Origin of the sequence: Haloarcula sp. CGMCC 1.6347 (assembly GCF_037078395.1) — an archaeon.
GTDB lineage: Archaea > Halobacteriota > Halobacteria > Halobacteriales > Haloarculaceae > Haloarcula > Haloarcula amylolytica.
This window is the reverse complement of the sequence record NZ_JAYMGX010000003.1, coordinates 116,751-142,357: the sequence shown is the minus strand read 5'-3', so window position 1 is coordinate 142,357 and position 25,607 is coordinate 116,751. Positions and strand designations below refer to the sequence as shown.

Below are 25,607 nucleotides of genomic sequence, written 5' to 3'. Positions count from 1 at the left end.
CCGCGGTCGCTCCCAATCCAATTCGCTAGCGTGTATAGAAGACTCATGTCAGACCTGCAAGGTCACTTCAGCCCTATTGTGATCGCAGCCGGTTGCAGGGCACCGCATCAAGTGTGGACTGTACTGTTCGAGTCCGTGAATTGCTTCCAGACCGATACCGTGGTCAAGCGCCACGAGGACCGCGTTTCCGGACAGTATCGAGGAGGTCGTACTCGCTCACTCGGCGTCCCCTGGAACGACTACTTTCTTCAGCCCCTCAGCGTTGCCCATCCGTTCAAACGCTGTCGGGAGATCGTCGAGCCCGATACGTTCGGTGATGAGCGTCTCGGCGTCGATGCGTTCGTGTCTGAGCAGTGTTATCGCTCGCTCGAAGTCCTCGGTCGTCAGGGAGAACGAGCCGCGGTAGTCGACCTCGTCGAAGAAGACATCGAACGGGCTGATTTCCATTGTCGCTTCTTGGTCAGGGACACCGAAGATGAGTGTCGAGCCGCCGGGCGCGGTCACAGCGTTGGCCTGCTTGATTGTCGGGACGAGCCCGATAGCCTCGGCGCCGACATCGACCGGTCCGCCGGCCGCCGCAGGGATCGCTTCCTCGGGATCTTCGTCGTTGGGGTCGACGACGGCATCTGCGCCGAGGTCGGCAGCCAGCTCTCGCCGTTCGTCATCGAGTTCGGAAACCACGATTGGGGCAGCGCCCGCATTGCGGAACGCCTGCAGGAGCAGCAAGCCGATCGGGCCAGCGCCGATAATACCGACACTGTCTCCCGGTTTGATGTCAGTCTGCTCGACGCCGTGGACACAGCAGGCGAGCGGTTCGGCGAGCGCGGCCCGTTCGAATGACATCTCGCCGATGTCCTCGACGTTGATCGCCGGGACGCGGACGTATTCAGCGAAGGCACCGTCGAGGATGGTGTCACCGGCACCGCCGATGCTCGTGTTGTTCTCACAGAGGTGCGTCTCCCCCTTCTTGCAGTATGAACAGGCGTTACAGGGGACGGTGGGGTTGATTGCGACGCGGTCTCCGACCGCGAAGCCCTCAACGTCGGCACCGACTTCCGCAACGGTCCCGGCACCTTCGTGGCCCAGGACCAGCGGTGTCTCTGCGGCGAAGGTACCGTGGTACATATGATAGTCGGTCATGCAGACGCTACAGGCGCCGACCTGCACGAGAACCTCGTCATCCGCAGGGTCCGGTCGGTCACGCTCTTCGACGGTAATTTCGCCGACATCGGTCAACGTGCTGGCGCGCATCAGTCGTCCTCCGACGGTCGGGTCGCGGTCGTCACTACAGCAGTACCTCGGTCGTGAGTTGGTGTGGGTCGGGTCATGGGTGGTCTGGGCCGTAGCCCGTTGTCACTGGTCCAGCCGAGCTGGACGCACACAGCGGACTCAGCCACGATCCGTACTATCGATGTTTTCGGACCGTGTATTAAAATCTTGCCACGGTCTCCCGTAATCGGGCGACAGAGGAATTCGTAGATAGAGGCGTCCTAGTACTGCAAACCATCGGATCTCCCCCAGTGAGATGGGTATTCTACCTTACAGATGATTACCTTTATTATGCATCGGTAATTCGGTAGTGACGAGGCAAACTGGCATGACCAACTCCAACAGGCGGACGTTTCTGAAAGCGACAGGTGTCGGACTACTCAGCGGTCTCGCTGGCTGTACACGAGGCGGCGATGGCTCAGATGGGAGCGGAAGTGACGGCTCAAGTGGGGGTAGTGATGGTAGCGATGGCGGAACCAGCACCGACGGAAGCGATGGCGAGCTCGCGATTCCGCTCAGCGAGTACGAGGACGCCGATATCGACTGGCGACAGTTCGAGGGGTCCTCGATCAACATCGGGGCCGTCCAGCACCCCTGGGTTTCAGCCATCAAGCCCGCAGTCCCCGTCTTCGAGGAACTGACTGGGATCGACGTCGTCTGGAACGTCCTGCCCGAACAGCAGTTCCGGACCAAGCGCCAGACGGACGTCAGTACCGGCGCCGGGCAGTTCGACGTTTTCTACATGGATCAGGTCGTCAACCAGTTCCGCGAGGAAGGCTGGATCCAGCCGCTCGACCCGTTCTTCGACGACGACAGCCTCTTCGACGAGGACTGGTACGAGCCCGACGACCTCTTCGAGGCGTCGCGGTGGCAGGCCCACGGTGGTGGCTACAGCGACACCTGGACCGGGATGCCGATTACCGTCGAAGTCCAGACGCAGTTCTACCGCAAAGACCTCTACGACAAGCACGACCTGGAGGTCGCGGAGACGCTCGAAGAGTTCCGTCAGAACGCACAGGCCATCCACGAGAACGAATCGGACGTCGTCGGCACCGTCGGCCGTGGCGACAAGGGGTACGGGATGAACATCTACATCCTGAACACGTTCCTGCGCCAGAACGGCGCGGAGCTCTGGGACAGTTTCCCGGACGATTCCGGCCTCGACTCCGACGGCGTCATCAACGCGGCGGAGTGGTACGTCAGCCTGCTGCAGGACTACGGTCCCGAAGGCGCGTCCACGCAGACCTGGTCGGACGTGCTCTCGACGATGCAGGAAGGGCGCGCCGGCCACATCGTCTCCGACGCGAACCTGTTCTGGCCCGGACTCACCGGCTCTGACTCCTCAGTTGCGGACACTATCGGTATCGCGAAGGTGCCCAGCCCGGCCGACGGCCAGTTCTCGCCCAACGCGTTCAACTGGCAGATCTCCACGTCCAAAAACGCCCAGAACTCCGAGCAGGCGTTCCTGTTCATGGTGTGGGCGTCCTCGCAGCCGACCAACACCTGGATGCACGTCGAGGGCGACGCCGCCTTCTCCGTCCGACAGTCCGTCTGGGAGAACGACGAGTTCCGCTCTCGCGTCGGCGAGAACTTCGCACAGGTCACCCTCGAATCCCTGCAAGCGGCGGCACCGGACCCGTTCGACCGGAAGTACCCCGAATGGGGCCAGCGGTACTCCGAGGAACTGCAGCGCGCCATCGCCGGCCAGAAGTCCGCCGAGGAGGCGATGACCCAGGCGGCGTCCATCGCAGAAGACATCTACAGCAATTAAACTGAAGCCATACCCGAGCCACAACACATCCCACAAATGAGTACACCAACGCAAACGGAAACGGCACCCAAATCGACCTTCGCCAGGCTTCGGGACCTGTGGAACGACTACCTCCCGTACTGGTTCATGGCACCGATGGTGCTGGTGATGATCATGATCACCTTCTTCCCCGGTGCCTACGACCTGTATCTCAGCCTGATCGCGGAGCCGACACTCGATGTATTCGCAGCTGATTTCGTGGGGCTGCGCAACTTCGAGACGGCGTTCACCCGCGGCGGCGCGATCCACTCGTTCGTCATTACGATTACTGTCGTCGTCAGCGCGCTGCTCCTCGAAACTATCCTCGGGTTCGTCCTGGCCGCGCTCGTCGCCGGCGTCGGCTCCGACCGGGCGAAGTCGTTCTACCGGGTGTTGTTCATCATTCCGATGGCCGTCGCGCCCGTCTCGCTCGCGACCATCGGCCGGATCATGCTGAACAGCGAAATCGGCATCATTCCGTACGTCATAAACACCGGCACGCCGTTCGTCGCGCCGAACTTTCTCTCGGACGTGCCGTTGCTGACGGTGATCCTGCTTGACGCCTGGAACTGGACGCCGTTCATGTTCATCATCTTCTACGCCGGCCTCTCGTCGGTGCCGAAGACGCTCATCGAGGCGTCGCGCGTCGACGGTGCGCCGATGTGGCGGCGCTACGTCCACGTCATCATTCCCTACATGAAGCCAGTCGTGTTCGTTGCGACGCTCATCCGGTTGATCGACCTGTTCCGGACGTTCGGCGTGGTGTACGGGCTCACGGGCGGCGGCCCCGGGACGACGACCCAGCTCGTGAGCATCAACATCTACGAACAGATGTTCATCAACAACCAGATCACCGTGGCCGCAGCGATCGCCGTCGTCTACCTCGTCCTCGTCGTTGCACTGTGTAACGTCATCATTGCGAAGGTCGGCTTCGAGGGGGTGTGGGACTGATGGCGACGACAGATAGCGACTCCGCGACCGCGTCACAGCGACTCGACAAGGATACGCGTGAGACCATCGTCACGGTGGTTCGACACACGATTCTCCTGACGTGGTCGTTCATCGTGCTGTTCCCGCTGTACTGGCTGGCTTCGATGTCGCTGAAGCCCCCCGGAACAGCGAATTCGCTGCCCCCGGACTGGATCTTCCTGCCGACGGTGTACAACTATATCCAGTTGATCCAGGATTCCGGGTTCGTCGCGGCGTTCGCCAACAGCCTCGTCATGGTGTCGGCGTCGGTCGTCCTCGTGCTGTTGATCGGCGTCCCCGCCGCGTACGTGCTCTCGCGGTACGACATCCCGATGGAGCGGGACGTGCTCGTGTGGATACTCTCCTCGCGGATGCTCCCGCCGATTGCCGTCGTGCTCCCCTTCTTCATCATCTTCCGGGAGCTCAATCTGTTCGACACGCGGATCGGGATGGTACTGATGTACGTCAGCATCAACCTCTCCCTTGTCGTCTGGGTGATGAAAGCGTTCTTCGACGGCATCCCCGAGACGCTGGAAGAGGCGGCCCGTGTCGACGGCGCGACCCAGTTCCAGGGCTTCAGGAAGGTCGTCCTGCCGGCGGCCAAGCCCGGCATCTTCTCGGTCGCCATCATCAGCTTCATCTTCGCGTGGATCGAGCTGCTGTTCGGGCTCGTGCTGACGAGCTTCGAGGCCGTGCCGGTGACGCTGTTCGTCTACTCGTTCATCGGCTCGCGCTCGATCGAATGGGGGATGCTCGCGGCCGCCTCGACAGCGATGATCGTTCCGGTCGTCATCTTCCTCATCGCGGTCAACAAGTACCTCGCGGCCGGGCTCAGCTTCGGCGTGGTGATCAAAGAATGACCACGCTGTCCACACCTCGACAGGTATCGCTCGCAAACGACGCCCCTGCGGCGGCGGTAGCTTCACTTAGCCGTACATCGGAGGCAAGATAATGGCAAAGATCACAATCGACGACGTTACGAAGCGATTCGGTGAAGGAGATGAGTCAATCGTCGCGGTCGACGACGTCTCGCTGGACATCCGCGATGGCGAGTTCATCGTCTTCGTCGGTCCGTCCGGGAGCGGGAAGTCGACGCTCATGCGTATTGTCGCGGGACTGGAAACGCAATCAGAGGGCGATATCCGCATCGGCGAGAAGGTGGTCAACCAACTCGGCCCGCGCGCCCGGGACATCGCGATGGTGTTCCAGAACTACGCGCTATACCCCAATATGACCGTCGAGGAGAACATGTCCTTCGGGCTGAAGATGTCGACGGACATGTCCGCCGACGAGATTGAGGACGCCGTCACGTCCGCCGCCGAGATGATGGACATCGACATGCTGTTGGACGACAAGCCCGGCGAACTCTCCGGGGGACAACAACAGCGCGTCGCGCTCGGTCGCGCAATCGTCCGTGACCCGAACGTCTTCCTGATGGACGAGCCGCTTTCGAACCTGGACGCGAAGCTTCGGGCGGAGATGCGCACCGAGATCAACCGGCTCCAGAACGACCTCGACGTGACGACGCTATACGTCACCCACGACCAGACGGAGGCGATGACGATGGGCGACCGACTCGTCGTCCTCAACTACGGGGAACTCCAGCAGGTCGGAACGCCGCTAGAATGCTTCTACCGCCCAGCCAACCAGTTCGTCGCCGGCTTCCTCGGCTCGCCGTCGATGAACTTCTTCGAAGGCAAGGTCGAAGGCGGAACGCTCCGCGCGGACGGCTTCGACTTCGATCTGACAGAGCGGATGCAGTCCGCTGTTGGAAGTCGAAACGAACTCGTCCTCGGTATCCGGCCTGAGGATATGACGCTTCACGACCGGGCGAACTCGGGCCACGAGTTCGAGGCCGTCGTCGACGTCGTCGAACCGATGGGGAGTATCTCCTACGTCTACCTCCAGGCGCGGTCACAGAGCCACGACCAGACGTTCATCGTGGAGACGGACGGCCAGCGTCCGATCAGCGAAGGGCAGCACGTCTACGTCGAGATCCCGGACCGCGACGTGCACCTGTTCGATCCCGCCAGCGGCGAGACGATCCACCAGCGCCAGCTCGGAGATGACACGGAGATGGCGCTCGAAGAGCAGATGAAGCCCGCCGAGTGACGACGAGCGCCGTCGTCATCCCACTCGCCGCAACCGACCGACAGTTATCGACACACGACACATGACAGAGCAAGACATTTCACACTACGAGACGCGTAACGCTATCTGCGAGTACGGCCGGAGCCTGCTCGAAGACGATCTGACCACCGGGACGGGCGGAAACCTCAGTGCCCGGCTCGACGAGACCCACATCGCGATCAGCCCGTCGGGAATCCCCTACGGGGAGATCGAACCCGAAGACGTCCCGGTCGTAGAGACGGACGGCACAGTCGTCGAGGGCGACATCGAGCCGTCGACGGAGCTTCCGATGCACCTGGCCGTCTACCGCGAGCGACCGGCGGTCGGCGGCGTCGTCCACACCCACTCCCCGTACGCGACGACGTTCGCCTCGCTCGGGGAGGCGATACCGGCATCGCACTACCTCCTCTCGTTCACCGGGACTGAGGTGCCGGTCGCCGAATACGAAACGCACGCGACCGAGAAACTCGGCGAGGCCGCCGTCGACGCGCTGGGCGAGTCGTTCAACGCCACGTTGTTGCGCAACCACGGCGTACTGACGGCGGACGAAACGCTGGACGACGCCTACACGGTTGCGCTGATGGTCGAGTACTGCGCGCGCATCCACCATCAGGCCCGGGCCATCGGTGAGCCGGAGATCCTCCCGGACGAGGAGATCGACCGGTTGGCTGACAAACTCGACAGCTACGGGCAGTGATCAGGCGTGCGAACCACACCTGAAAGTATCCGAGCATGAATCACGTCGCTATCGACATCGGCGCGAGCGGCGGGACGGTGTTCCTCGGCGAGGTGACGCAGTCGTCCTTCGCTGTGCAAGAAGTCCACCGGTTCGATAACCGACCCGTCGAACGGGACGGCCGCTACGTCTGGGACGTCGACGCGCTGGTCGACCACATCGGGGACGGAATCCGGGCTGCCGACCACGAGGCCGACAGCCTCGATACGGTCGGTATCGACACCTGGGGGCTCGACTTCGGACTCCTGGCCGACGACGAACTGCTCCGGGACCCGGTCTCCTACCGCGACCCAGAGTCGACGGCCACGCGCGAGCAAGTGTTCGAGGCTGTCGGGAAGCGGCGGCTGTTCGACGTGACCGGCATCACGAACTGGAACACCCCGAACACGCTGTGGCAGCTCCACACCATCGCCGAACGCGAGCCGGAACTCCTCGAAGCGAGCGACGGCCTGCTCATGATGCCACAGCTCCTCTCTGCACGGATAGGGGGCCAGCCGGCGGGCGAGGTGACGATAGCCTCGACCACGCAGATGGTCGATCCCGAGGCGCGGATGTGGGCCACCGACCTGCTCGAGGAGCTGTCGGTTCCGACGGACCTGCTCCCGGACCTGTCCGAACCCGGTCAACGTCTCGGGGCCGTCGATGATACCGTCGTTTCGGGCCTGTCTTCGACGCCGGAGATAGTAACGCCGGCGAGCCACGACACGGCGGCGGCCGTCGCCGGTCTCCCGCTAGTCGAGGACGCCGCGTTTCTCAACACCGGGTCGTGGTTCATCCTCGGTGTCGAGCGAGACGAACCAGTACGGACAGACGCCGCCTTCGAGCACGCCATTTCGAACGAACTCGGCGTCGGCGGGACCGTTCGGCTCCTGAAGAACATCAACGGGTTCTTTCTGCTCGAAGAATGCCGCGAAGCGTGGCGCAAGGCCGGCGAATCGGCCGATTACAAGGCGTTGCTGTCGGCCGCTGAAGAGGCTCAGCCACGGACCGCGCTCGTCGATACGGACGCCGACGCCTTCGGCATCGACGAGCCGATGCCCGACCAGATTCGGGCCTACTGTCGCCAGACGGACCAGCCCGTCCCCACGGGGCGGGGCGGTATCGTCCGCTGCCTGCTCGACAGCTTGGCGGCGAAAACGGCGCTGGAACTCGACGCACTCGCGGCAGTCGTCGACGACCCGCCGTCGCGCATCGTTCTCGGTGGCGGCGGTGTCAGAAACGAACTGTTCTGTCAGTTACTGGCTGACGCCACCGACCGCCCGGTGTCGACTGGGCCAGTCGAGGCGACGGCTGTCGGCAACGTCCTCACACAGGCCGTCGCCGCCGGAACGGTTTCTGACATCGGAACCGGGCGGCAGTTGGTCGAGTCGGCGTTCGAGACGACGACCTACGAGCCACAGGCTGGTGGCGAGTGGGCCGACACAAAAGATCGATTGGCGGCACTGACTGACGACTCGTCGTCCGAAGCCTGACGCTTTCACCGCGAGGTGTAGCCGCCGTCCATGACGACGGTCGACCCCGTCATGAACGACGACGCGTCCGACGCGAGGTAGACAACGAGTTCCTTCAGTTCCTCCGGTCGACCGAGTCGGCCCATCGGCGTGTTCTCCAGCCACGTCTCTTCCATCTCGGGGCTCTCTTCGAGCACTTCGTCGACGAGTTCGGTCCGCATGTACCCGGGCGCAATGGCATTGACGCGGACGCCCTGATCGCCCCACTCGACCGCCAGAGATTGGGTCAGCATCCTGACGCCGGCTTTCGTCGTGTTGTAGCTAGCCTGCTTCTGCGGGACGTTCACGTCGAAGCCTGACATCGAGGAGACGTTGACGATGCGGCCCTCGCCCCGTTCGAGCATCTGCTGGCCGACGTGCTTGGCACAGAGGAAGACACCGTCGAGGTTGACCGACACGACACGCCGCCAGGACTCGATGCTCGTCTCCTCTGCCGGTGAGTTCTCGACGATACCGGCGTTGTTGATCAGGACGTCGATCGGTCCGAGGCGGTCGGTCACGTCCTCGACCATCGCCTCCACCGAGGCCTCGTCCGTCACGTCGACCTCCGTCGCGATAACGTCCGTTTCACCGTCGAGTTCCGAAGCCGTCCGTTCCGCTTTCTCGATGTTCACGTCCGCGATAGCCACGTCGGCCCCCATCTCGGTGAGCCCAGTCGCCATCTGTTTGCCGAGACCCTGCGCCGCACCGGTGACGATAGCCGTCTCTCCGTCGAGGGAGAAACTGTCAAGTACACTCATGCGTACGCTTGGTGCTCCGGTAGCCTCCAGCATAAATGTACGCCTATTTTTGTTACAGTCTTTGTCGGGCCGATATCGGCAGCCAGTCATTACAAGTACTCCCTCGCAGATAACATAGCTATGCAAATCACCGACTTCGAACTGTTCGCCGTGCCGCCGCGGTGGTTGCTTCTAAAACTGGAGACTGACGAGGGGATCGTCGGCTGGGGCGAGCCGATCGTTCAGGGCCGGTTGGAGACGGTCCGTGCCGCTGTTACCGAGCTTATGGAGGCGTACCTCCTCGGGGCCGACCCGCTGCGAACCGAGTATCACTGGCGGAAGCTCTATCAGAGCGGGTACTTCCGCGGCGGGCCGATACTCATGAGCGCGCTCGCGGGCATCGACCACGCGCTCTGGGACATCAAGGGGCGGCACTACGGCGCACCGGTGCACGAACTGCTCGGCGGGCACGTCCGCGATAAGCTACTCGTGTACCAGTGGCTCGGTGGCGATGATCCGCAAGACGTGGCCGCGGCCGCGGAAGAGGACCGAGAACGCGGCTACAGAGCGTTCAAGTTCAATTTCGCCCGGGAGTTTCGGCCGATTGAGACGCCGAACGCTGTCGATCATGCGGTTGAGCGTGTAGCCGCAATCCGTGATGCCGTCGGTGACGACGCCCTCGTTGGCGTCGACTTCCACGGCCGCGTCTCGAAACCGATGGCCGCGGATCTCGTCGAGCGGCTCGAACAGTTCGATCTGATGTTCATCGACCAGCCGCTGCTCCCCGAACACGACGACTCGTTTGCCAGTATCGCCGAGCGGACGACTGTCCCGATAGCGACTGGCGAACGGTTCTATTCGCGCTATGACTTCAAGCGGCTCCTCGTCGATGACGGGGTATCGATACTCCAGCCCGACGTGACCCACGTCGGTGGCATCAGCGAGATGCGCAAGGTCGCGTCGATGGCGGAAGCGTTCGACGTGGCCGTCGTTCCGCACTGCCCGCTCGGTCCTGTCGCGTTCGCGGCGAGCCTGCAGGTCGGGTTCTGCGCCCAGAACGTCGTGCTGCACGAACAGGACCTCGATCTACACGACCCGACGACGAGCCAGCGACTCAAGGTCCTGGAGGACCCGGAGACGTTCCAGTTCGAAGACGGCTACGTCAAACGGCCGACCGGCCCCGGACTCGGTATCGATATCGACGAGACTCTCATCCGCGAACTGGCACAGACAGAGGTCAACTGGTACAACCCGGTGTGGCACCACGAGGACGGGAGCGTCGCGGAGTGGTAGCTGGACACGGCAACCCAATGAGGCGGCTCACCCTGTGTATTTTTATGGCTCTGTTCCGTGCCAACAGGTATGCGAACTGCTGTACTGGTAGAACCAAATGAGTTCGAACTGGAGGACCGTCCCAGACCGTCGCCCGGGCCCGACGACGTACTCGTTGCCGTGCGCGACGTTGGGATCTGTGGCTCCGACGTCCACTACTACGAACACGGTCGTATCGGCGACTACGTCGTCGAAGACCCGCTCGTCCTCGGACACGAGAGCGCCGGTGAAGTCGTCGAAGTCGGCGAGAACGTTACGCACCACGAACCGGGCGACCGGGTCGCGCTCGAACCTGGCGTTCCGTGCCGACGCTGTGCCCACTGCAAGCGCGGCGACTATCACCTCTGTGAATCCGTTCGGTTCATGGCGACGCCGCCACACGACGGCGCATTCACGGAGTACGTCTCGTGGCCGGCCGACTTCGCCTACACACTACCGGAGTCGGTCTCCACTGCCGAGGGGGCGTTGTGCGAGCCGCTTTCGGTCGGGATTCACGCCTGCCGCCGCGGCAGCGTCGGAACCGGGGATACAGTGCTGATTACCGGCGCCGGGCCGATCGGGCTGATGGTGCTGGAGGCCGCGCGTGCCGCGGGCGCGACGGACGTAATACTGACAGATGTTGTCGAGGAAAAACTAGAGTTCGCCAAAGAACGAGGAGCGGACCTGACAGTCGACGTTACCGAAACGGATCTCGATGCGGCGGTCGCCGAGTACACGGACGGCGTCGGTGCTGATGTGGTCGTCGAAGCCTCCGGCGCGGAGCCGTCGATCAAGTCGACAATCGACGTGGTCCGTCGGGGCGGCACGGTCGTTCTGGTCGGACTCGCCAGCGAAGCGGAGGTCCCAATCGACGTGCTGGAACTCATCGACAACGAGGTCGACGTCCACGGCTCGTTCCGGTACAAGAACACCTACGACGCGGCTGTCGACCTATTAGCCGACGGCGAAGTCGACGTCGAGGGCATAATCGACTTCGAATCCGAACTCGAAGATATCGACGACGCGTTCCGCCGAGCGATGGAGCCGACTGTGGTCAAGGGCATGATATCACTTGATTCGTAACTGGGATTCCATTGACAAGATAGTCCCGAAAGAAGCTCGATATGATGGCTATACAGATGTTACTGAGTATTGGTAGTAATTTCAGCAGGTCCGTTGTACCCACGAGCTCGGGACGCGACTCTGAAATAATTAATGAGGCAGTATATTATCTGAACGTACGGCCTAATGGCGTTTGAGTCCCACTAATTTGGGATTCCGGAGTTTCGGAAGGTACCCGAGAGATATAATTCTCCGACCTTCACACTGCCCAGAGATAGCCAGTATAGCGAAGTGAGACATTCTGTTTAAGATAGTATTGCATAAAACTATTGCTTTTTCTAGATATCAGTTATAACCGAGTGGGACGTTCCATCAGAGTGGTGTGCCCGAGTGAGATACCCACGCACTGTGAGTAGCCGAACGGTTAAACCTCGCCACCGTTGTGGGCGGATATGGACCTCTCAATCGTCGATCTCTCTCCGGTCCCGAATGACGGAACTGCGGCTGACGCGTATTCGAACACCGTCGACGCGGCACAGCAGGCCGAACGCCTCGGCTATTCCCGGTTCTGGGTGGCGGAACACCACGGGATGGGAAACAAGCTCGCCGGAACAACACCCGAGGTACTGCTCGGCAACCTCGCCGCCGAAACCGACTCCATTCGGCTCGGGTCGGGTGCGGTCCTCCTCAACCACTACAGCCCGTTCAAAGTCGCGGAGCTGTTCGGCTCCCTCGACGGCCTTGCTCCCGGACGAATCGACGCGGGGCTTGGACGGGCAAACGGGTCTCCGGCCGTGGACCGCGCGCTCGGGACGGACCGCCGCGTCCGAAACCCCGACGAAGACCACGCCGAAAAAATCGAAGCCGTCGTTTCGCACCTCTACGACAGCTACCCGGACGGACACGCGTACAGTGATCTCGAAATCCCCCGTTCAGATGCGGAGACGCCTGTGCCGTGGGTTCTCGGATCGAGTCCGTCGAGCGCCGCGCTGGCCGGCGAACTCGGCCTGCGCTACTGTTTCGCCGCGTTCATTCGACCGGGGTTGGCCACCCGTTCGTTCGAGGAGTACCGGACTCACTTCGAATCGTCGGAGTTGGCCGGCGGCGTCGACGAGCCACAGGGGATGGTCGCAGTGAACGCGGTCTGTGCCGAGACCGACGCGGAAGCGGCGCGGCTCCGCGCCGTGGCCGAAGCGTCGTTCAAGCGGATGGAGCGAGGGGTCGTTGGCACGACTCCATCTGTCGAGGAAGCGATCGACGAACTCGGAGCGGTGCCCGAACCGACACCCGCCACGCTGGATGCCGGTGAGTGGCCACGAGCGATCTCCGGGAGCCCGGAAACGCTCAATAACCTTCTCGAACAGCTGTCTGAGCGTGTCGGTGTCGATGAGGTGATGATCCAGCACGTCGTCGGCGACCACGCTGACGCGCTCCGCTCCCACGAATTGCTCGCGGACGGTGTCGGACTCACACCGCGCTAACTCCCACTACTGAAGTGGATGTGAGTTGGTCGATGCCATATAGATTCATATACTCGGTTTTTGTCAGTAACGTGTACTCAGTGTCTCTTTCGTATGCTATCGGGGGCACAATATTCCATAGGTGTTTTTATATACCCGTAATTGAGATAGGCCTACGTAGATACGAGTTGGTCTGAGCGATTTTCTATTTTGAAACTCAGTATAGAGAGACAAAGAGTCAGCGTGACGGCGGTTCCAGATACCGGCTGTTCGGCCCAGTTCAGTCGTCTGCGGCCGCAGGGGCAGTCGGTTCCGTACGGTCGGCTTCGGACAGCGCAGACACAGGCGACCACTCCAGATCACGCTCGTACTCGAAAGCGCTGTGGTCCTGCGTGGGGTCGACGACAGTCACCGAGAGCCAGTTGTTGTCGAGCAGGTCCGTCAGTTCCGTATGGTCGGCGAGAAGGTCGTTGACGCGGTCGACCGGTGCGTGGATGACCGTCGAGAGGCGGAGCGGCTGGTGGTGCGGGTCGTCGTCGGCAGCCATGAGTGACTGCAGCGGGAGGCCGGTCATCAGGTCGCCGCCGTTGCCCTGATAGACGCCGACGTTGCCGACGGGGTTGTGGGTCACCTTCGACCCGCTGCCGTAGACGGCGTTGTCAACCGTCGAGAAGTAGTACTGGGTGTTGATCCACTGCGTGACGACCATCGGGCCGGTGAGTATCGCTTCCAGCGCCTCGCCATCAGGGTCAGTCGACCAGTCGTAGGAGTGGAGGAACGCGCGGCCATTGAGGTCGACATCGCTCGTCAGTTCGCGGGGACCGACGACAAAGCCGGCGTTGCCGGCCAGACCCCACTCGGGGCGGGTCTCGGCCCAGTCGGCGGCGCGGCGTTCCGTCTCGGTGACCCCTGATGAGGTGTCGGCACCCATCGACTCGGCACGCTCGGCGGCCGCGTTCTCGCGGGCGGTGGTGAGGTCGGCGCGCAGCTGATCGAGAGAAGCGGCGTGGCTTTCGGGCACGTCGCTGTCGTACAGCGCCACTTCGTCGGTCGTCGTGTTGTGTTCGCCGGCGAGGAAGACGGTGTCTTCGGGGATTTCGAAACCGCGGTCACGAAGCGCGGTCCTGACATCGGTGTCGTTGCAAATCGCCGCCAGCACGCGGGCGTTCGGGCCGCCGGGGTTGCCGGCGCAGGCCCCACAGTCCAGACTCGAATCGTAGGGATTGTTGGTCGTCTCACTGGCGTGCCCGGTGAAGACGACGAGGCGGCTGAACGTCTCCCAGCCCATCAGGTCGAACGCGGTGGCGGCGTACTCGACCTTTTCGTCGGTGGTCAGCCCCACCGGCAGATCACCGGCGTAGGTGTGCTGGTGGTGGACGAGCGGGTCACAGAACTCGTGTTCGTCGGGGACCGTACCGTCAGCCGCGTCGAATAGCTCCTGCACGCGTCCGGGGACAAGCGTGCGGGCCGCGAGCGCGAGGCCGTAGCCGCTGCCGGCGGTCTCGACGAAGCCGTAGGCCGTGGCGGCGTTGGCCTCCAGCGTCTCGATGATTTCGTCGGCGGTCTCACGGATGCCCCACAAGCGGTCGTGGCGCTCCCGGGTGTCGTCGTCGGTCGGAACGTCGGCGATGCGGTGTTGTGGTTCGAGAATCGGCGGGCAAGCGTCGACCGACACGTCGGCGTCGTATCCCTGGTACTCCATCGGAACCCCGAAGAAACCGGCGTACCCATGGGTCTCGTAGTCGCCCGCGGCCTCGATGTGACGGCGGATGATCTCCGAGCGCGTGTCGATACAGAAGACCATCTGTGCGTCCGGGCGGCCCGATTTGTCACTGTCGGCGAGCGACTGGCTCTCCGCGGCGACGGTCTCGACGAGGTCGCCGCGGTAGGTCGCCTCCCAGGCGCGCAGGAACGCCCCGGCGAGTTCGGCGGCCGGGTCCGGGTCGATGCTGTCGTTCGAGGGGGCGATGTCAGCACCGACGGCATCGAGCAGGGCCAGACGCGCCGCGAGGTACCCCGCCAGTGAAATCGGGTACGCCGACTGCCACGCCCCCTCGTCGTCGGCACGCTGCTTGATGAGTCCCGTCCAGCCCGGGAGAGCGGCCAGTTGCTCCTCGAAAATGGGCACCCACTGGCTCTCCGGGTACGGCGCAAGCACGGTTTCGATGGCCTCGGTCGGTGCCTCGGGCAGGTCAGCGATGACCCCCTCGTCGGGGATTTCGCTGTCGTGCTCGGCCACTCCGCGGAAAGCGGTGTAGAACCCCGCTTCGCGGTTCGGCATCGACCAGTGGGCGCTCCCCTCGTCGAGGAACGCCGACAGCCACTTCGTCAGCACCTGGTCGACGCGGTCCGTGGTGGTGTCGGAATCGCTTTTCGAGGCATCGGTCGCTGTGGCCATCCGGTCGAGCAGTACCTCGGGGTCGTTCTCGTAGCCGGCCTCGGAGAGTTCCGCGTCGAGAATCTCCGGGTCTATCTGGCCGCGTTGTAGCGCCGCACGGAACGTCTCCGCGCTGGGGTAGCCACGGCCGCCCAACAGGTCGGCTGCCTGCGTGACTGCCTCACTGAACGGCTGGTCCTCGAACCCCGCGAGGGGGTTTGCCGTCACGAACGAGTGGATGGGCCAGAGGGAGCCGACGGTGGTCGCTGCGGTGTCGATACTGTCGTGGATGGTGGATTCAGTACTCATTGTAGTCCTCCGTAGCAGTGAGCACAGTGTCGGCTGCCGGTTGACCGGCGTTCAGCAGCGCCACGTAGAGGCGCTGGCTGCGCTCGTGAACCCCGGTCTCGATGCCGGTGTAGATGCCGACGAAGACGACGGCGATAATGCCGTGGAGCAGGGTCAGTTCGGTCGTTGCCGGGCTGACAGGCATGAGCCCCGAGACGCCCGTATAGAACGCGGCGTAGATGACGATAGCCGGGAAGAAGACCACTGGGACGGCCCCGTAGCGGGTCGCCGTCGGAAGCGAGGTGTGCTGTACGGCGCTACGGGCCGCGTGGAGCGTCGTGAACACCACAAAGAACGTCAGTAGGAGGCCGCTGTCGACCTTCGTCCCTTTCCCCGTCAGCACCGCGAACACTGCGCCGCCGGCGATGCCGGTCAGCAGTGTGACGATGACGCCGATGATGCTCGTCGTCGTTCCTACCGTGTGTGGCGTTCCCTCGCTGGGGCTAGTGTGTTCAACCTGTCCGCCAGCGCTGAGGAACTGATAGGCCTTGTAGAAGCCGTGGAGGATGAGATGGGTGATAGCAGCCCCGAAGAAGCCGAGGCCGGCCTGCATGATCATGAATCCCATCTGGCCGACCGTCGAACAGCCGAGTTTGCCCTTGATATCCGTCTGGACCGATTTCAGGAGTTTCCCGCCGATAGCGCTTGCACCGCCGACGGCGACGATTGCGAGCATGAGCGCAGGGTCGACAGTGATGACCGACGCGAAGCGGGTCAACAGGATGCCGCCGGCGTTGACGAATCCAGCGTGCATCAGCGCCGAGGCGGGCGTCGGTGCGGTCATCGAGGAGAGGAGCCAGCCATGGAACGGGAGCAGGGCGGACTGAATCATCGCTGCGAGCACGAGCGCGCCGGCGGCGACCAGCCACACCGGGCCACCGAGTGCGTCGGCAGCCGCCGTAACTCCGGTGACTGTGGTCGCATCGGTCGTCCACCACAGCGCCGTCAGCGCGACAGCGAGGAGCGCGCTGCTGGCGAGGAAGTACTTGCGGGCGACCGTCGCAGCCGCCTGTGCCTGGTCCCAGCCGCTGACGATGCCGATGAGTTTCGCCATCAGTAATCCCATCGCGAGCCACAGCGCCCCGAACAGGGCAAGGTGGTCAGCCGCGACCAGCCCCATCACGACCACCGTGAAACCGAATACGGTGGCGAAAAAGCCCGTTTTGAGGCGACTGCCTGCCAGGTAGCGGCGCGAGTAGCTGTGAACGATACCGCTGAAGAAGGTGACGACCACCCACATCAGAACTGTCAGTCCGTCGACGGCGACAACGCCGGGAATCTCCCATGCGAACCCGGTTCGGATTCGGACGGCAAGCACAGCAATGCTCGCGGCCACCATCGACCACACGAGCCATGTGAGTGCGACGGGCACGAACGGCGATTTAGCCGTCGTGTCCGGGAGTGATCCAACCGTCGTCGTTGAGTTGCGTCCTGACATCGTTGTTCGTGACCGATCACGGTAATCACGGGACGTGATTGACCGATTATGGTTGTCTTCACCCCTAGTGCGAACGGACTGGTTATTAAATCCTTCTATACTACCAATTTGTTCCTAAAATAGTAGATTATAGAACATTATGGTCCTGTTGTCGATGCTCCGGCGAAAACCACTGCCAATGGGTTAGGAAGGTACATCGCGGCCTGTCGCGGCAACGTTCTTCAAAGACAAATGGCCTGCTCACACGGACATCGGTTCGGCTGCTGAGGACTAATCGGGTATCGAGACGGGAGGGGATTACCAAACTGTTCAGTGGACCGTTAGAGAACTCAGTTCGTCATCGAAGCTGGCGCAATCGCTCACATACGCCGTCCCGCCGTGTAGTCACGGGTACGCAGGTGTCCGGGACACGACCGTGCGACAGCAGTTCCGTCCGCAGCTACCTCTCGTTCTCGGAATCGAACTTACCGAAGGGCGTCGTCTCGTGGCTCCGGACGAGTACTTCGTCGGCCACCGTCAGGCCCATATCGAGAAGTGCCTGCGCGACCGGCGTGATATCGCTATCCGATTCACCGACAGCCGTCACGAGGAGGTTCTCCTCCCCGGTGACCAGTTCCTGTACCGACACCACACCGTCTATATCGAGGATTTCGGGGATTAAATCGCCTCGTTCGGGAATCGATGCAGTGCAGTAGAGCAGCATTCGGAGCGGATAGCCCGCCTGCTGATAGTCGACGTCAGCGCTGTAGCCTTTGATGACCTCGCTGGCCTCGAGATGGTTGATGCGCTTGCGGACGGTGCTGTCGGACGTATCGGTTCGCTCTGCGATGTCCCCGGACGACATGTTTCGAGCATCCTCCTGTAATGCGTACAGAATCGCTCTGTCCACGTCGTCGATTTCCTCGTCAGCCATACCAGTGTGTCTACAGCAAGGACACTTTACTGTTGTACGTTCCCACGATCCGCTGTTGTCGCTACCAGCCATAGCCGAGAGGTTTCAGCTGCTCCCGATACAGTCGCGATTCGATGCCCATCCATGATTCCGGCATAACAGTAGGGAATTTCGATGCCGATAGACAGGCGTGGCTGTAACACAAACAGCTCGGTGGAAGCCGGCGTCGTGAATCTGAAGCGTATGTGGGCTACTGATTCGGTGTCGTATAGAAGCAGAAGACAAGTTACAGCGATATCTCCCAGTAGACGCACTACTGAACAGCAGTTCGGAATCCATTACAACGCCCCGTTTTAAGGTGTGCCTAAATTCCGAAGCAGTTATATATTTTTAGGCAGGCCTAATCATTATGTCGAGAGATGATACGAATCACGAAGGTCCAACGAGACGTGACTACATGAAGTACAGCGGCGCGGTGGTGAGCGGGGGCTTGCTGGCGGGCTGTGCAGGTCAGTCCGGACCCGAATCAACTCCGGCCGAGAAGAGTACGGGAAGTGAGTCAGGCTCGTCGAACGAATCAACGTCGGAGGACGGGAGATACTCGGTTACAATGTCGCCAATGGGAACCGTCGAGTTCGAAACGGTCCCCCAGAGTGTGTTCACGATACTGGGCCACCACGTAGACATGCTGGTCGCGCTTGGGCGAGGCGACGCGATCAACGCGATGCACGCGCCCGAATACCGCAAGTCGCTGTATCAGAAGTTCCTCCACCGACTCGACGGCGTCACGGTCGACTGGGATGGGCTATACTCCTCGTGGCCGCCGACCAAAGAGAAACTGTACGAACTCGATAGCGATGTCCATATAGCGGACCCAGCGAAGGTTGCCACGGCCGAGGGATGGGACGACAGTAGCCTCGAAGAGATAGGCTCGAACGTCGGCCCGTGGTTCGGGAACACGCTCAGCGGCACTCATCAGAAACCGCCATCAGGCTGGGCCGATGCGTACGAATACTACACGCTCTGGGAAATCTTCGGAAAGATCGCGCAGGTGTTTCGCGAGAGCGACCGGTACGAGGCACTCACATCGGTCCGCGAATCGATGCTGCAGACTATCAGAGCGGGCCTGCCCCCGGAACAGGAGCGGCCGAGTGCGGCTCTGGTCCTGTTCTCCACATCCGACGAGAAAATATGGGGGTACAAAATGAACCACCCGGGCTACTACGCTGCCCACACCCGCCCGCTGGGTGCTACCGATGCGTTAGCCGACGCCGTCGGTGACGAGTACGGCGACGACGGGCGGAATATCACGCTCGACTCCGAACTGCTTCTCGACGCCGACCCGGACGTGTTGCTCGTCCTCGGGCCGATGACGGGGTACCACAACCTCGACGACATTCGGTCACAACTGGCAGACGACGAGGTACTGAGAAAGATGACTGCCGTCCAAGAGGGGCGGATATACGCTCAGGGTGCCCGTCGGCAGGGTCCGATCCTGAATCTGTTCCAGACAGAAATGACAGCGAAACAACTGTACCCCGACCAGTTCGGCGAGTGGCCGGGCTACGTCGACGGCGAGCCATACCCCGAACTCCCCGTCGAGGAACAGCTGTTCGACCGCCAGCGCGTCGCTGACATAGTCACGGGTGAGGGACAGTGACTGACCCCGATAGAACGACGCTTGAACAGCCGACACGCAGAGATTATATCAAGGGTGCCGGGCTGATCGCGGGCGGCAGTTTGCTCGCCGGGTGTTCGAGCAACTCCGCCACGGACTCCACTGCGACTGAGCCAACGGAGACAACCGGGACCCCAACAGCGACTGAGACTGAATCATACACCGTCAATATGGAGCCAGTGGGCGACGTTACGTTCCAGACGGTTCCCGAGCGGTGGCTCCCTTACGGTGGCACTTACGCCGATATGGGCGTGGCACTCGGACAAGCCGATGGCCTCACAGGTATCGGCGGGGCGGACCGCTACTACACGTACGTCTACGACGAGCTTCCCGGTGTGTCCGTCGACCAGGAGACGATTGACGCGAATCCGGAGGTCCGAACGAAAGAGGAGTTTTATGAACTCGACAGCGACGTACACCTCTATGACCCAGAGATGCTCGTCAACTGGTTCGACTGGTCGCAGTCGGACGTCGACGAAATCGCCGAAAACGTCGCTCCGTTCATGGGGAATCTGATCTTCCGTCGCTCCGACGAGTGGCACGACTACCGGTACTACACCCTGTATCAGGCCTTCGAAAAGGTCGCCGAGGTCTTCCAAGAACAGGCTCGATACAAGGCGTTCAGACAACTACACGACGACTACATCGCGGACCTGCAGAGTCAGCTCCCGCCAGTTGATGAGCGTCCGAACGTCCTCCTTACGTTCGAGGGCACCGACGAGCCGGAGTCGTTCTCGCCCTATCGGCTGAACGACAACGGCACGAGCAAGAAGCAGTGGCGTGATCTCGGCGTCACCGACGCGCTTGCCGGAACCGATATCGAGAACCTCAGCACAACCAACCGGGGCGAGTACGACTACGAAACCCTTCTCTCAGTCGACCCAGACGTTATCCTCGTCCGCGGCCACGAGCGAAAATCTGCGACCGAGTTCCGGGAGACCGTCCTGCAGTTCATGCAGGACCACAACGTTGGGAGCCAACTGACCGCGGTACAGAACGGACGCGTGTATCGCGGTGGCTACCTCCGGCAGGGTCCGATTCACAATTTCTTCCTGACCGAACGGGCGGCCCAACAACTCTATCCCGATATCTTCGGCGACGTGACCTCCGACACCAAACTCTTCGACCGGCAGCGAATCGCCGATATCGTCACGGGTGAGTTCGAATGAGTGGCCCGGACGGAGCAACGTTCGAACGACCGACGCGGAGAGAAGTCGTGAAAGGCGGTGGTACACTCGCCCTCGGTGGACTACTCGCCGGATGTTCGGGCAACAGCAGTCAGGAATCTTCGGAAGCCGGGACCGGCGACAGGACCACGGATACCGAACCGAGCGCTACCGGGCCAGCGACTTCCGACGGAACGTATTCGGTGACGATGGAGCCAGTCGGAACCGTCGAGTTCGAAACTGTGCCCGAGACAATCGCCCCCTTCACCGCGGACTACATCGATATGCTGGTCGCGCTCGGTCACGGCGACGCAGTACAATCAATCTGGTACCGTGGACGGTACAAGACGCTGCACTACGAGGAACTCGATGGAGTGTCTATAGACCTCGACGCCCTCACACAGCTCTGGAGCGACGGCGTCTCGAAGGAGGCGTTCTACGAGATGGACGCGGATCTGCATCTCATCGATCCGCACGCACTGACACACTGGCTCAAAGCATGGGAACAGTCCGACCTCACGGAAGTCCGGGAGAACGTCGCTCCGTTTATCGGAAACCTCGTTTTCCGACAGACTGACGACTGGCACAACTACCGGTACTACAGCCTGTACGAGGCTTTCGAGAAGGTGGCTGAGATGGTTCAGGAACGGACGCGCTTCGAGGCGATCCGTTCAATCCACGACGAGCTAACCGAAACGGTGCAGGCTCGGCTCCCGGCACCAGAGGAGCGACCGAACGCCGCGCTCATGTTCGCCGGCGAGGAGCCGGAAGCGTTCACGCCGTATCGGATCAGCGGGAACGGGGCCAACAAGGAACACTTCCAAACGCTCGGAATTGCCGACGCGTTCTCGGACACCGCAATCGAGGGGTACTCCGGCTCGGAGTCGCTCGATTACGAAGCGTTGCTGGAGATAGATCCAGACTCACTCCTTCTGCGATACCATCGCGAGGGGAAGACCCGTGAGGAGTTCGAGAACTCAGTGCTCGCCCATATGAAAGAGCACGAAGTGGGCAGCCGGTTGAGGGCCGTCCAGAACGACAGGGTGTTTCGCGGCGGTCCGATCTACACCGGCCCGTTGCACAACCTATTCATGATCGAACGGTACGCGAAGTGCTACTTCCCCGAGACGTTCACAGAGGCGCAGTTGTTCGACCGAGAACGCCTCGCGAGGATTGTTACAGAAGGAGTTGCCGAGTGAGAGACAGGTCCGTGCCACCGCGACACCCGCTCTCATAGGAGTGGCTGGATGTCCCCGTCGCGGTGGAAGCGGGTTATATAGCTGAATATAAATAATTACTATAATTATAGTAAACTCATAGCAGCTTCTTTTTACCCCGGCAGCGAAGCTCAGTGCTGATGACTGAAGTGACAGCAGCGACCGATTCGCGCGGCCTCGAAACCGTGCTACTCGCGATCGGTAGCCGCGACGACGCCCGCGTCGACACGCTCGTCGACGCCGTTACTGAAGTCACGGTGCCGACAGACGCGACAGTAATTATCGCACATGTGTTCGATCCGGACTCGTACCGGGAGGCGGTAGAGCAACTGCTCGAAACGCCGGACGAAAACATCGACCCGGACGAGCTGGCCGCACAGATGTCGGTCACACAGGACATCATCGACGAGCTAGAAGCCGAGTCGCTGACGACTATCCCCCGCGCGACGACTGGGACGAGTGGGGAGGGTATCGTTTCGATCGCGAGAGACGTGTCCGCCGACCGCGTGATTGTCGGCGGGCGGCAGCGCTCTCCGGCGGGGAAGGCTATCTTCGGGAGCACGGCTCAGGAGGTGATGTTGAACGCTCCGTGCCCGGTTACGTTCGTTCGCGACCGATGACCGGGCAGACTGCGCTCCGGGCCTTGCCCGACGCCGCCCGCCCCCAGTGGCTTCACCGTGGTGCGAAAAGACTTGGAAAGACTTTTACACAGATTCGAGTTCATTTTTACACAGATGTCCACAGCCACCATACGAAACGTCCTCCGCGGTGACGGCGACCGGTTCGTCTACGTCGTCTCCGCGTTAGCCGCGCTGAACGGACTGTTGTTCGGGTTCGACACCGGGATCATCTCGGGCGCGTTCCTGTTCATCCAGGACTCGTTCGTCATGTCGCCGCTCGTCGAGGGGATCATCGTCAGTGGTGCGATGGCCGGGGCCGCGGCCGGTGCGGCCGTCGGCGGCCAGTTAGCCGACCGCCTCGGTCGCCGCCGCCTCATCCTCATCGCGGCCATCGTGTTCTTCGTCGGGTCGTTCACGATGGCAGTCGCGCCGACTGTCCCCGTCCTCGTCGCCGGTCGGCTTATCGACGGCGTCGCTATCGGTTTCGCGTCGATTGTCGGCCCGCTGTACATCTCCGAAATCGCGCCGCCCAGGATTCGCGGCGGGCTCACCTCGCTCAATCAGCTCATGGTGACCACCGGAATCCTCCTCTCGTATTTCGTCAACTACGCGTTCGCCGACGCGGGCGCGTGGCGGTGGATGCTCGGTGCCGGGATGGTCCCGGCCGTCGTGCTGGCCATCGGCATCCTGAAAATGCCCGAAAGTCCACGCTGGCTGTTCGAACACGGGCGAAAAGACGAAGCCAGAGCCGTCCTCAAGCGGACGCGGTCCGGCGGCGTCGAGGAGGAACTCGGCGAGATCGAGGAGACCGTCGAGACACAGTCCGAAACCGGCGTTCGGGACCTGCTGGCTCCGTGGCTCCGTCCAGCGCTCGTGGTCGGGCTTGGACTCGCCGTGTTCCAACAGATCACCGGCATCAACGCGGTCATTTACTACGCCCCGACGATTCTCGAATCCACCGGGCTAGGAAACGTGGCCTCAATCCTTGCGACAGTCGGCATCGGGACCATCAACGTAGTGATGACCGTCGTGGCGATCCTGCTCGTCGACCGTGTCGGTCGGCGTCGACTGCTCCTCGTCGGTGTCGGTGGAATGGTCGCGACGCTCGCCGTCCTCGGTACTGTGTTCTACCTTCCCGGTCTCGGCGGGGGCCTCGGCGTCATCGCCACGATCAGTCTGATGCTGTTCGTGTCCTTCTTCGCGATCGGTCTCGGCCCGGTCTTCTGGCTCCTGATCTCTGAGATATACCCGCTTTCCGTTCGCGGGTCGGCGATGGGTGTCGTCACCGTCGCCAACTGGGGTGCGAATCTCCTCGTGTCGCTGACCTTCCCCGTCCTGACTGACGGCGTCGGAACCTCAGCGACGTTCTGGCTGTTTGGCCTCTGCAGCCTCGTAGGGTTGTTGTTCGTCTACCGCTACGTCCCTGAAACCAAGGGCCGGACGCTGGAGGCAATCGAAGACGACCTCCGGCAGAACATCTCGCTGGCTGACTGAGTCGGCCATCGGAACGGCGGGCGAATCCACCGCTCTCAGTTTTTACACCCCGAGGCGGTCCAACGCGTTGTCGAGCCTCGGGAGACCGTCTTCGCCGAAAAACCGGACGTTCTCCAGCGCGTGGAAGGCGATATACACGTCGCGCCGTTCTTCGAAGTACCGCTCGGAGAGATCTCGGTGGCGGCGGTACTCATCGTAGAACGCAGCGCCGATCGAGTCCAGTCGGTCGACGTACGCCAGGTCCACTTCAGCGTGGCCGAAATATATCGCTGGGTCAAGGACGGCCCGAACGGTTCCGTCAGCCACGACAGCGTTTCCGGGGTGGATGTCGCCGTGCAGCAGCGACGGCGTGGCCGGCTCGACGAGACGAGCGTCGAGCGTTTCCGCCAGTCGCTGCACCCGGTCGAACTCGGTGGCTGGCAGGGCCCCAGCGTCCCGTGCAGCCCTTGCGAACGGGAGTAGTCGTCGCTCGCGGAAGAAGTCGATCCACGACTCGGTCCACGGGTTCGACTGGCTGAACGGTCCCGAGAGGGTATCAAACGGAAAGCCGAACGCGTCGGCCGAGACGTCGTGGAGAGACGCGACGTGGCGCGCGAGGTCGCGTTCGGCCCGTTCACCGAATCGGCCGTCTCCGCGGACGAACGACAGCACGAGCAGTTCCGGTTCGACGTGGAGGACGTCCGGAACGGGAAGCGGCGTGTCACGGTCGAGGTACTGAAGCATTGCCGCCTCGATTCCGAGCGGCGAGTCGTCGACTTTCACCGCCACGTCAGGACGGTCGCGAAACGACACACGGTAGACCGACCCGACTTCCCCGCCGTCGAGTGCCGTCGCGCTTTGAGCGTCGGCGTCCAGTGCGCTCGAAACACGCTGTCGCACTGTCGCCGTCAGCTGTTCCGCGCCCGTCCCGTCGTCCATAGTCGGCGTACGAGAAGGGGTCCAATAGGTCTGTTTGTCTTCTGCCTCGACAGCGAAAACGAAGCCGTTCATGACTGCAAACTCCCGGGAAGGGGCAGTGATCGAAACGGCTGGTGACGCTACACGGACCGGTCAGCGCTGTCACCGAACTGTACGACGAGTCGTTCCGTGGCGAGGGCGTACACTGTCATCTCCGTCCCCTTCTCCGAGTACCACGTTTCGGCGGGTTCGATAAGGTCAGCCTCACAGAGACGGTCGAGGTGATAGGAGACGCTCTGGAGCGAGCGGTCGACTGCGTCCGCGATATCCGACGCGGTCCGCGGTTCGTCCCCGACCGCCCCCAGTATCTCCTGCGCGGCCTCGGACGAGAGGATCTGAAGGACGTCGGTCGGTTCGGTACCGTTGACTACGACGTTCGTCTGCTCTCGGGGTGCATAGTCAACCGGCGGGTGATGGGGGAAGACGCTTGCCATGGATTGTAGAGGGTATTGCCGTTCGCTTCT

The 25,607-nt window shown here is 62.1% G+C and carries 21 protein-coding genes; 14 read left to right on the top strand and 7 right to left on the bottom strand.

Annotated features, from left to right (window positions below):
• Positions 1 to 216: 216 nt before the first annotated feature.
• The gene (locus VI340_RS16730) at positions 217 to 1,251 is read right to left on the bottom strand and encodes a galactitol-1-phosphate 5-dehydrogenase (protein WP_336330097.1); all 1,035 of its coding nucleotides are present in this window, start codon (positions 1,249 to 1,251) and stop codon (positions 217 to 219) included.
• Between the two features lie 346 nt (positions 1,252 to 1,597).
• On the opposite strand from VI340_RS16730, the gene VI340_RS16725 reads away from it, so the two are divergent.
• The 6 genes from VI340_RS16725 to VI340_RS16700 all read left to right on the top strand — a co-directional run bounded on the left by VI340_RS16725 (position 1,598) and on the right by VI340_RS16700 (position 8,365).
• Positions 1,598 to 3,040, top strand: a complete 1,443-nt coding sequence (locus VI340_RS16725) for an ABC transporter substrate-binding protein (protein WP_008311935.1) — start codon at positions 1,598 to 1,600, stop codon at positions 3,038 to 3,040.
• Positions 3,041 to 3,076: 36 nt separating this feature from the next.
• Positions 3,077 to 4,009 carry a carbohydrate ABC transporter permease gene (locus VI340_RS16720; RefSeq protein WP_336358800.1) on the top strand — a complete coding sequence of 311 codons (933 nt, stop codon included), beginning with the start codon at positions 3,077 to 3,079 and terminating at the stop codon, positions 4,007 to 4,009.
• Positions 4,009 to 4,887 (top strand): carbohydrate ABC transporter permease, encoded by an 879-nt coding sequence (locus VI340_RS16715; RefSeq protein ID WP_008311933.1) that lies wholly within the window; start codon positions 4,009 to 4,011, stop codon positions 4,885 to 4,887. The genes VI340_RS16720 and VI340_RS16715 overlap by 1 nt, the downstream gene beginning before the upstream one ends.
• 91 nt (positions 4,888 to 4,978) lie before the next feature.
• Complete coding sequence (locus VI340_RS16710) at positions 4,979 to 6,139, top strand: ABC transporter ATP-binding protein (protein ID WP_336358799.1); 1,161 nt, start codon at positions 4,979 to 4,981, stop codon at positions 6,137 to 6,139.
• Between the two features lie 61 nt (positions 6,140 to 6,200).
• Complete coding sequence (locus tag VI340_RS16705; protein WP_008311931.1) at positions 6,201 to 6,854, top strand: class II aldolase/adducin family protein; 654 nt, start codon at positions 6,201 to 6,203, stop codon at positions 6,852 to 6,854.
• Positions 6,855 to 6,889: 35 nt separating this feature from the next.
• Positions 6,890 to 8,365, top strand: a complete 1,476-nt coding sequence (locus VI340_RS16700) for a rhamnulokinase (protein ID WP_336330101.1) — start codon at positions 6,890 to 6,892, stop codon at positions 8,363 to 8,365.
• Between the two features lie 5 nt (positions 8,366 to 8,370).
• Here VI340_RS16700 and VI340_RS16695 read toward each other — a convergent pair whose 3' ends face one another.
• Positions 8,371 to 9,144, bottom strand: a complete 774-nt coding sequence (locus VI340_RS16695; protein WP_008311929.1) for an SDR family NAD(P)-dependent oxidoreductase — start codon at positions 9,142 to 9,144, stop codon at positions 8,371 to 8,373.
• Between the two features lie 120 nt (positions 9,145 to 9,264).
• Between VI340_RS16695 and dgoD the strand changes: the two genes are divergently transcribed.
• From dgoD to VI340_RS16680, 3 genes are all read left to right on the top strand, one after another.
• Positions 9,265 to 10,416, top strand: a complete 1,152-nt coding sequence (dgoD, locus tag VI340_RS16690; RefSeq protein ID WP_336358798.1) for a galactonate dehydratase — start codon at positions 9,265 to 9,267, stop codon at positions 10,414 to 10,416.
• Positions 10,417 to 10,485: 69 nt separating this feature from the next.
• On the top strand, positions 10,486 to 11,517 hold the full coding sequence (locus tag VI340_RS16685) for an NAD(P)-dependent alcohol dehydrogenase (protein WP_336358797.1): 1,032 nt from the start codon (positions 10,486 to 10,488) through the stop codon (positions 11,515 to 11,517).
• Between the two features lie 431 nt (positions 11,518 to 11,948).
• Entirely contained in the window at positions 11,949 to 12,977 is a 1,029-nt protein-coding gene (locus tag VI340_RS16680) for an LLM class flavin-dependent oxidoreductase (protein WP_336358796.1), read from the top strand.
• Positions 12,978 to 13,236: 259 nt separating this feature from the next.
• Here the strand turns inward: VI340_RS16680 and VI340_RS16675 are convergent, their stop codons facing one another.
• The 3 genes from VI340_RS16675 to VI340_RS16665 form a co-directional block, all read right to left on the bottom strand.
• Positions 13,237 to 15,642 (bottom strand): DUF2309 domain-containing protein, encoded by a 2,406-nt coding sequence (locus tag VI340_RS16675; RefSeq protein WP_336358795.1) that lies wholly within the window; start codon positions 15,640 to 15,642, stop codon positions 13,237 to 13,239.
• Entirely contained in the window at positions 15,632 to 17,119 is a 1,488-nt protein-coding gene (locus VI340_RS16670; protein ID WP_336358794.1) for a proton-conducting transporter transmembrane domain-containing protein, read from the bottom strand. The genes VI340_RS16675 and VI340_RS16670 overlap by 11 nt, the downstream gene beginning before the upstream one ends.
• 439 nt (positions 17,120 to 17,558) lie before the next feature.
• On the bottom strand, positions 17,559 to 18,032 hold the full coding sequence (locus VI340_RS16665; RefSeq protein ID WP_008311919.1) for an Lrp/AsnC family transcriptional regulator: 474 nt from the start codon (positions 18,030 to 18,032) through the stop codon (positions 17,559 to 17,561).
• Between the two features lie 598 nt (positions 18,033 to 18,630).
• Between VI340_RS16665 and VI340_RS16660 the strand changes: the two genes are divergently transcribed.
• From VI340_RS16660 to VI340_RS16640, 5 genes are all read left to right on the top strand, one after another.
• Positions 18,631 to 19,671: an ABC transporter substrate-binding protein gene (locus VI340_RS16660; RefSeq protein WP_336358870.1), complete on the top strand. Its 1,041-nt coding sequence runs from the start codon at positions 18,631 to 18,633 to the stop codon at positions 19,669 to 19,671.
• Complete coding sequence (locus tag VI340_RS16655) at positions 19,668 to 20,858, top strand: ABC transporter substrate-binding protein (RefSeq protein ID WP_008311915.1); 1,191 nt, start codon at positions 19,668 to 19,670, stop codon at positions 20,856 to 20,858. Before VI340_RS16660 ends, VI340_RS16655 begins: the two co-directional genes overlap by 4 nt.
• The gene (locus VI340_RS16650) at positions 20,855 to 22,054 is read left to right on the top strand and encodes an ABC transporter substrate-binding protein (protein ID WP_336358793.1); all 1,200 of its coding nucleotides are present in this window, start codon (positions 20,855 to 20,857) and stop codon (positions 22,052 to 22,054) included. The genes VI340_RS16655 and VI340_RS16650 overlap by 4 nt, the downstream gene beginning before the upstream one ends.
• Before the next feature lie 158 nt (positions 22,055 to 22,212).
• A complete protein-coding gene (locus tag VI340_RS16645) occupies positions 22,213 to 22,692 on the top strand; it encodes a universal stress protein (RefSeq protein ID WP_008311912.1) in 480 nt (159 codons plus the stop codon).
• Between the two features lie 114 nt (positions 22,693 to 22,806).
• On the top strand, positions 22,807 to 24,186 hold the full coding sequence (locus tag VI340_RS16640; RefSeq protein WP_336330109.1) for a sugar porter family MFS transporter: 1,380 nt from the start codon (positions 22,807 to 22,809) through the stop codon (positions 24,184 to 24,186).
• 42 nt (positions 24,187 to 24,228) lie between these two features.
• On the opposite strand, the gene VI340_RS16635 is transcribed toward VI340_RS16640, so the two are convergent.
• Positions 24,229 to 25,104 carry a fructosamine kinase family protein gene (locus VI340_RS16635; protein ID WP_336358792.1) on the bottom strand — a complete coding sequence of 292 codons (876 nt, stop codon included), beginning with the start codon at positions 25,102 to 25,104 and terminating at the stop codon, positions 24,229 to 24,231.
• A gap of 119 nt (positions 25,105 to 25,223) precedes the next feature.
• The gene (locus VI340_RS16630) at positions 25,224 to 25,577 is read right to left on the bottom strand and encodes an ArsR/SmtB family transcription factor (RefSeq protein ID WP_008311905.1); all 354 of its coding nucleotides are present in this window, start codon (positions 25,575 to 25,577) and stop codon (positions 25,224 to 25,226) included.
• Positions 25,578 to 25,607: the final 30 nt, after the last annotated feature.

Bases quoted from the DNA above. Each gene is read 5' to 3' on its own strand.
- VI340_RS16730 (WP_336330097.1), bottom strand. From the start codon at position 1,251: ATGCGCGCCAGCACGTTGACCGATGTCGGCGAAATTACCGTCGAAGAG.
- VI340_RS16725 (WP_008311935.1), top strand. From the start codon at position 1,598: ATGACCAACTCCAACAGGCGGACGTTTCTGAAAGCGACAGGTGTCGGA.
- VI340_RS16720 (WP_336358800.1), top strand. From the start codon at position 3,077: ATGAGTACACCAACGCAAACGGAAACGGCACCCAAATCGACCTTCGCC.
- VI340_RS16715 (WP_008311933.1), top strand. From the start codon at position 4,009: ATGGCGACGACAGATAGCGACTCCGCGACCGCGTCACAGCGACTCGAC.
- VI340_RS16710 (WP_336358799.1), top strand. From the start codon at position 4,979: ATGGCAAAGATCACAATCGACGACGTTACGAAGCGATTCGGTGAAGGA.
- VI340_RS16705 (WP_008311931.1), top strand. From the start codon at position 6,201: ATGACAGAGCAAGACATTTCACACTACGAGACGCGTAACGCTATCTGC.
- VI340_RS16700 (WP_336330101.1), top strand. From the start codon at position 6,890: ATGAATCACGTCGCTATCGACATCGGCGCGAGCGGCGGGACGGTGTTC.
- VI340_RS16695 (WP_008311929.1), bottom strand. From the start codon at position 9,144: ATGAGTGTACTTGACAGTTTCTCCCTCGACGGAGAGACGGCTATCGTC.
- dgoD (WP_336358798.1), top strand. From the start codon at position 9,265: ATGCAAATCACCGACTTCGAACTGTTCGCCGTGCCGCCGCGGTGGTTG.
- VI340_RS16685 (WP_336358797.1), top strand. From the start codon at position 10,486: ATGCGAACTGCTGTACTGGTAGAACCAAATGAGTTCGAACTGGAGGAC.
- VI340_RS16680 (WP_336358796.1), top strand. From the start codon at position 11,949: ATGGACCTCTCAATCGTCGATCTCTCTCCGGTCCCGAATGACGGAACT.
- VI340_RS16675 (WP_336358795.1), bottom strand. From the start codon at position 15,642: ATGAGTACTGAATCCACCATCCACGACAGTATCGACACCGCAGCGACC.
- VI340_RS16670 (WP_336358794.1), bottom strand. From the start codon at position 17,119: ATGTCAGGACGCAACTCAACGACGACGGTTGGATCACTCCCGGACACG.
- VI340_RS16665 (WP_008311919.1), bottom strand. From the start codon at position 18,032: ATGGCTGACGAGGAAATCGACGACGTGGACAGAGCGATTCTGTACGCA.
- VI340_RS16660 (WP_336358870.1), top strand. From the start codon at position 18,631: ATGGGAACCGTCGAGTTCGAAACGGTCCCCCAGAGTGTGTTCACGATA.
- VI340_RS16650 (WP_336358793.1), top strand. From the start codon at position 20,855: ATGAGTGGCCCGGACGGAGCAACGTTCGAACGACCGACGCGGAGAGAA.
- VI340_RS16645 (WP_008311912.1), top strand. From the start codon at position 22,213: ATGACTGAAGTGACAGCAGCGACCGATTCGCGCGGCCTCGAAACCGTG.
- VI340_RS16640 (WP_336330109.1), top strand. From the start codon at position 22,807: ATGTCCACAGCCACCATACGAAACGTCCTCCGCGGTGACGGCGACCGG.
- VI340_RS16635 (WP_336358792.1), bottom strand. From the start codon at position 25,104: ATGGACGACGGGACGGGCGCGGAACAGCTGACGGCGACAGTGCGACAG.
- VI340_RS16630 (WP_008311905.1), bottom strand. From the start codon at position 25,577: ATGGCAAGCGTCTTCCCCCATCACCCGCCGGTTGACTATGCACCCCGA.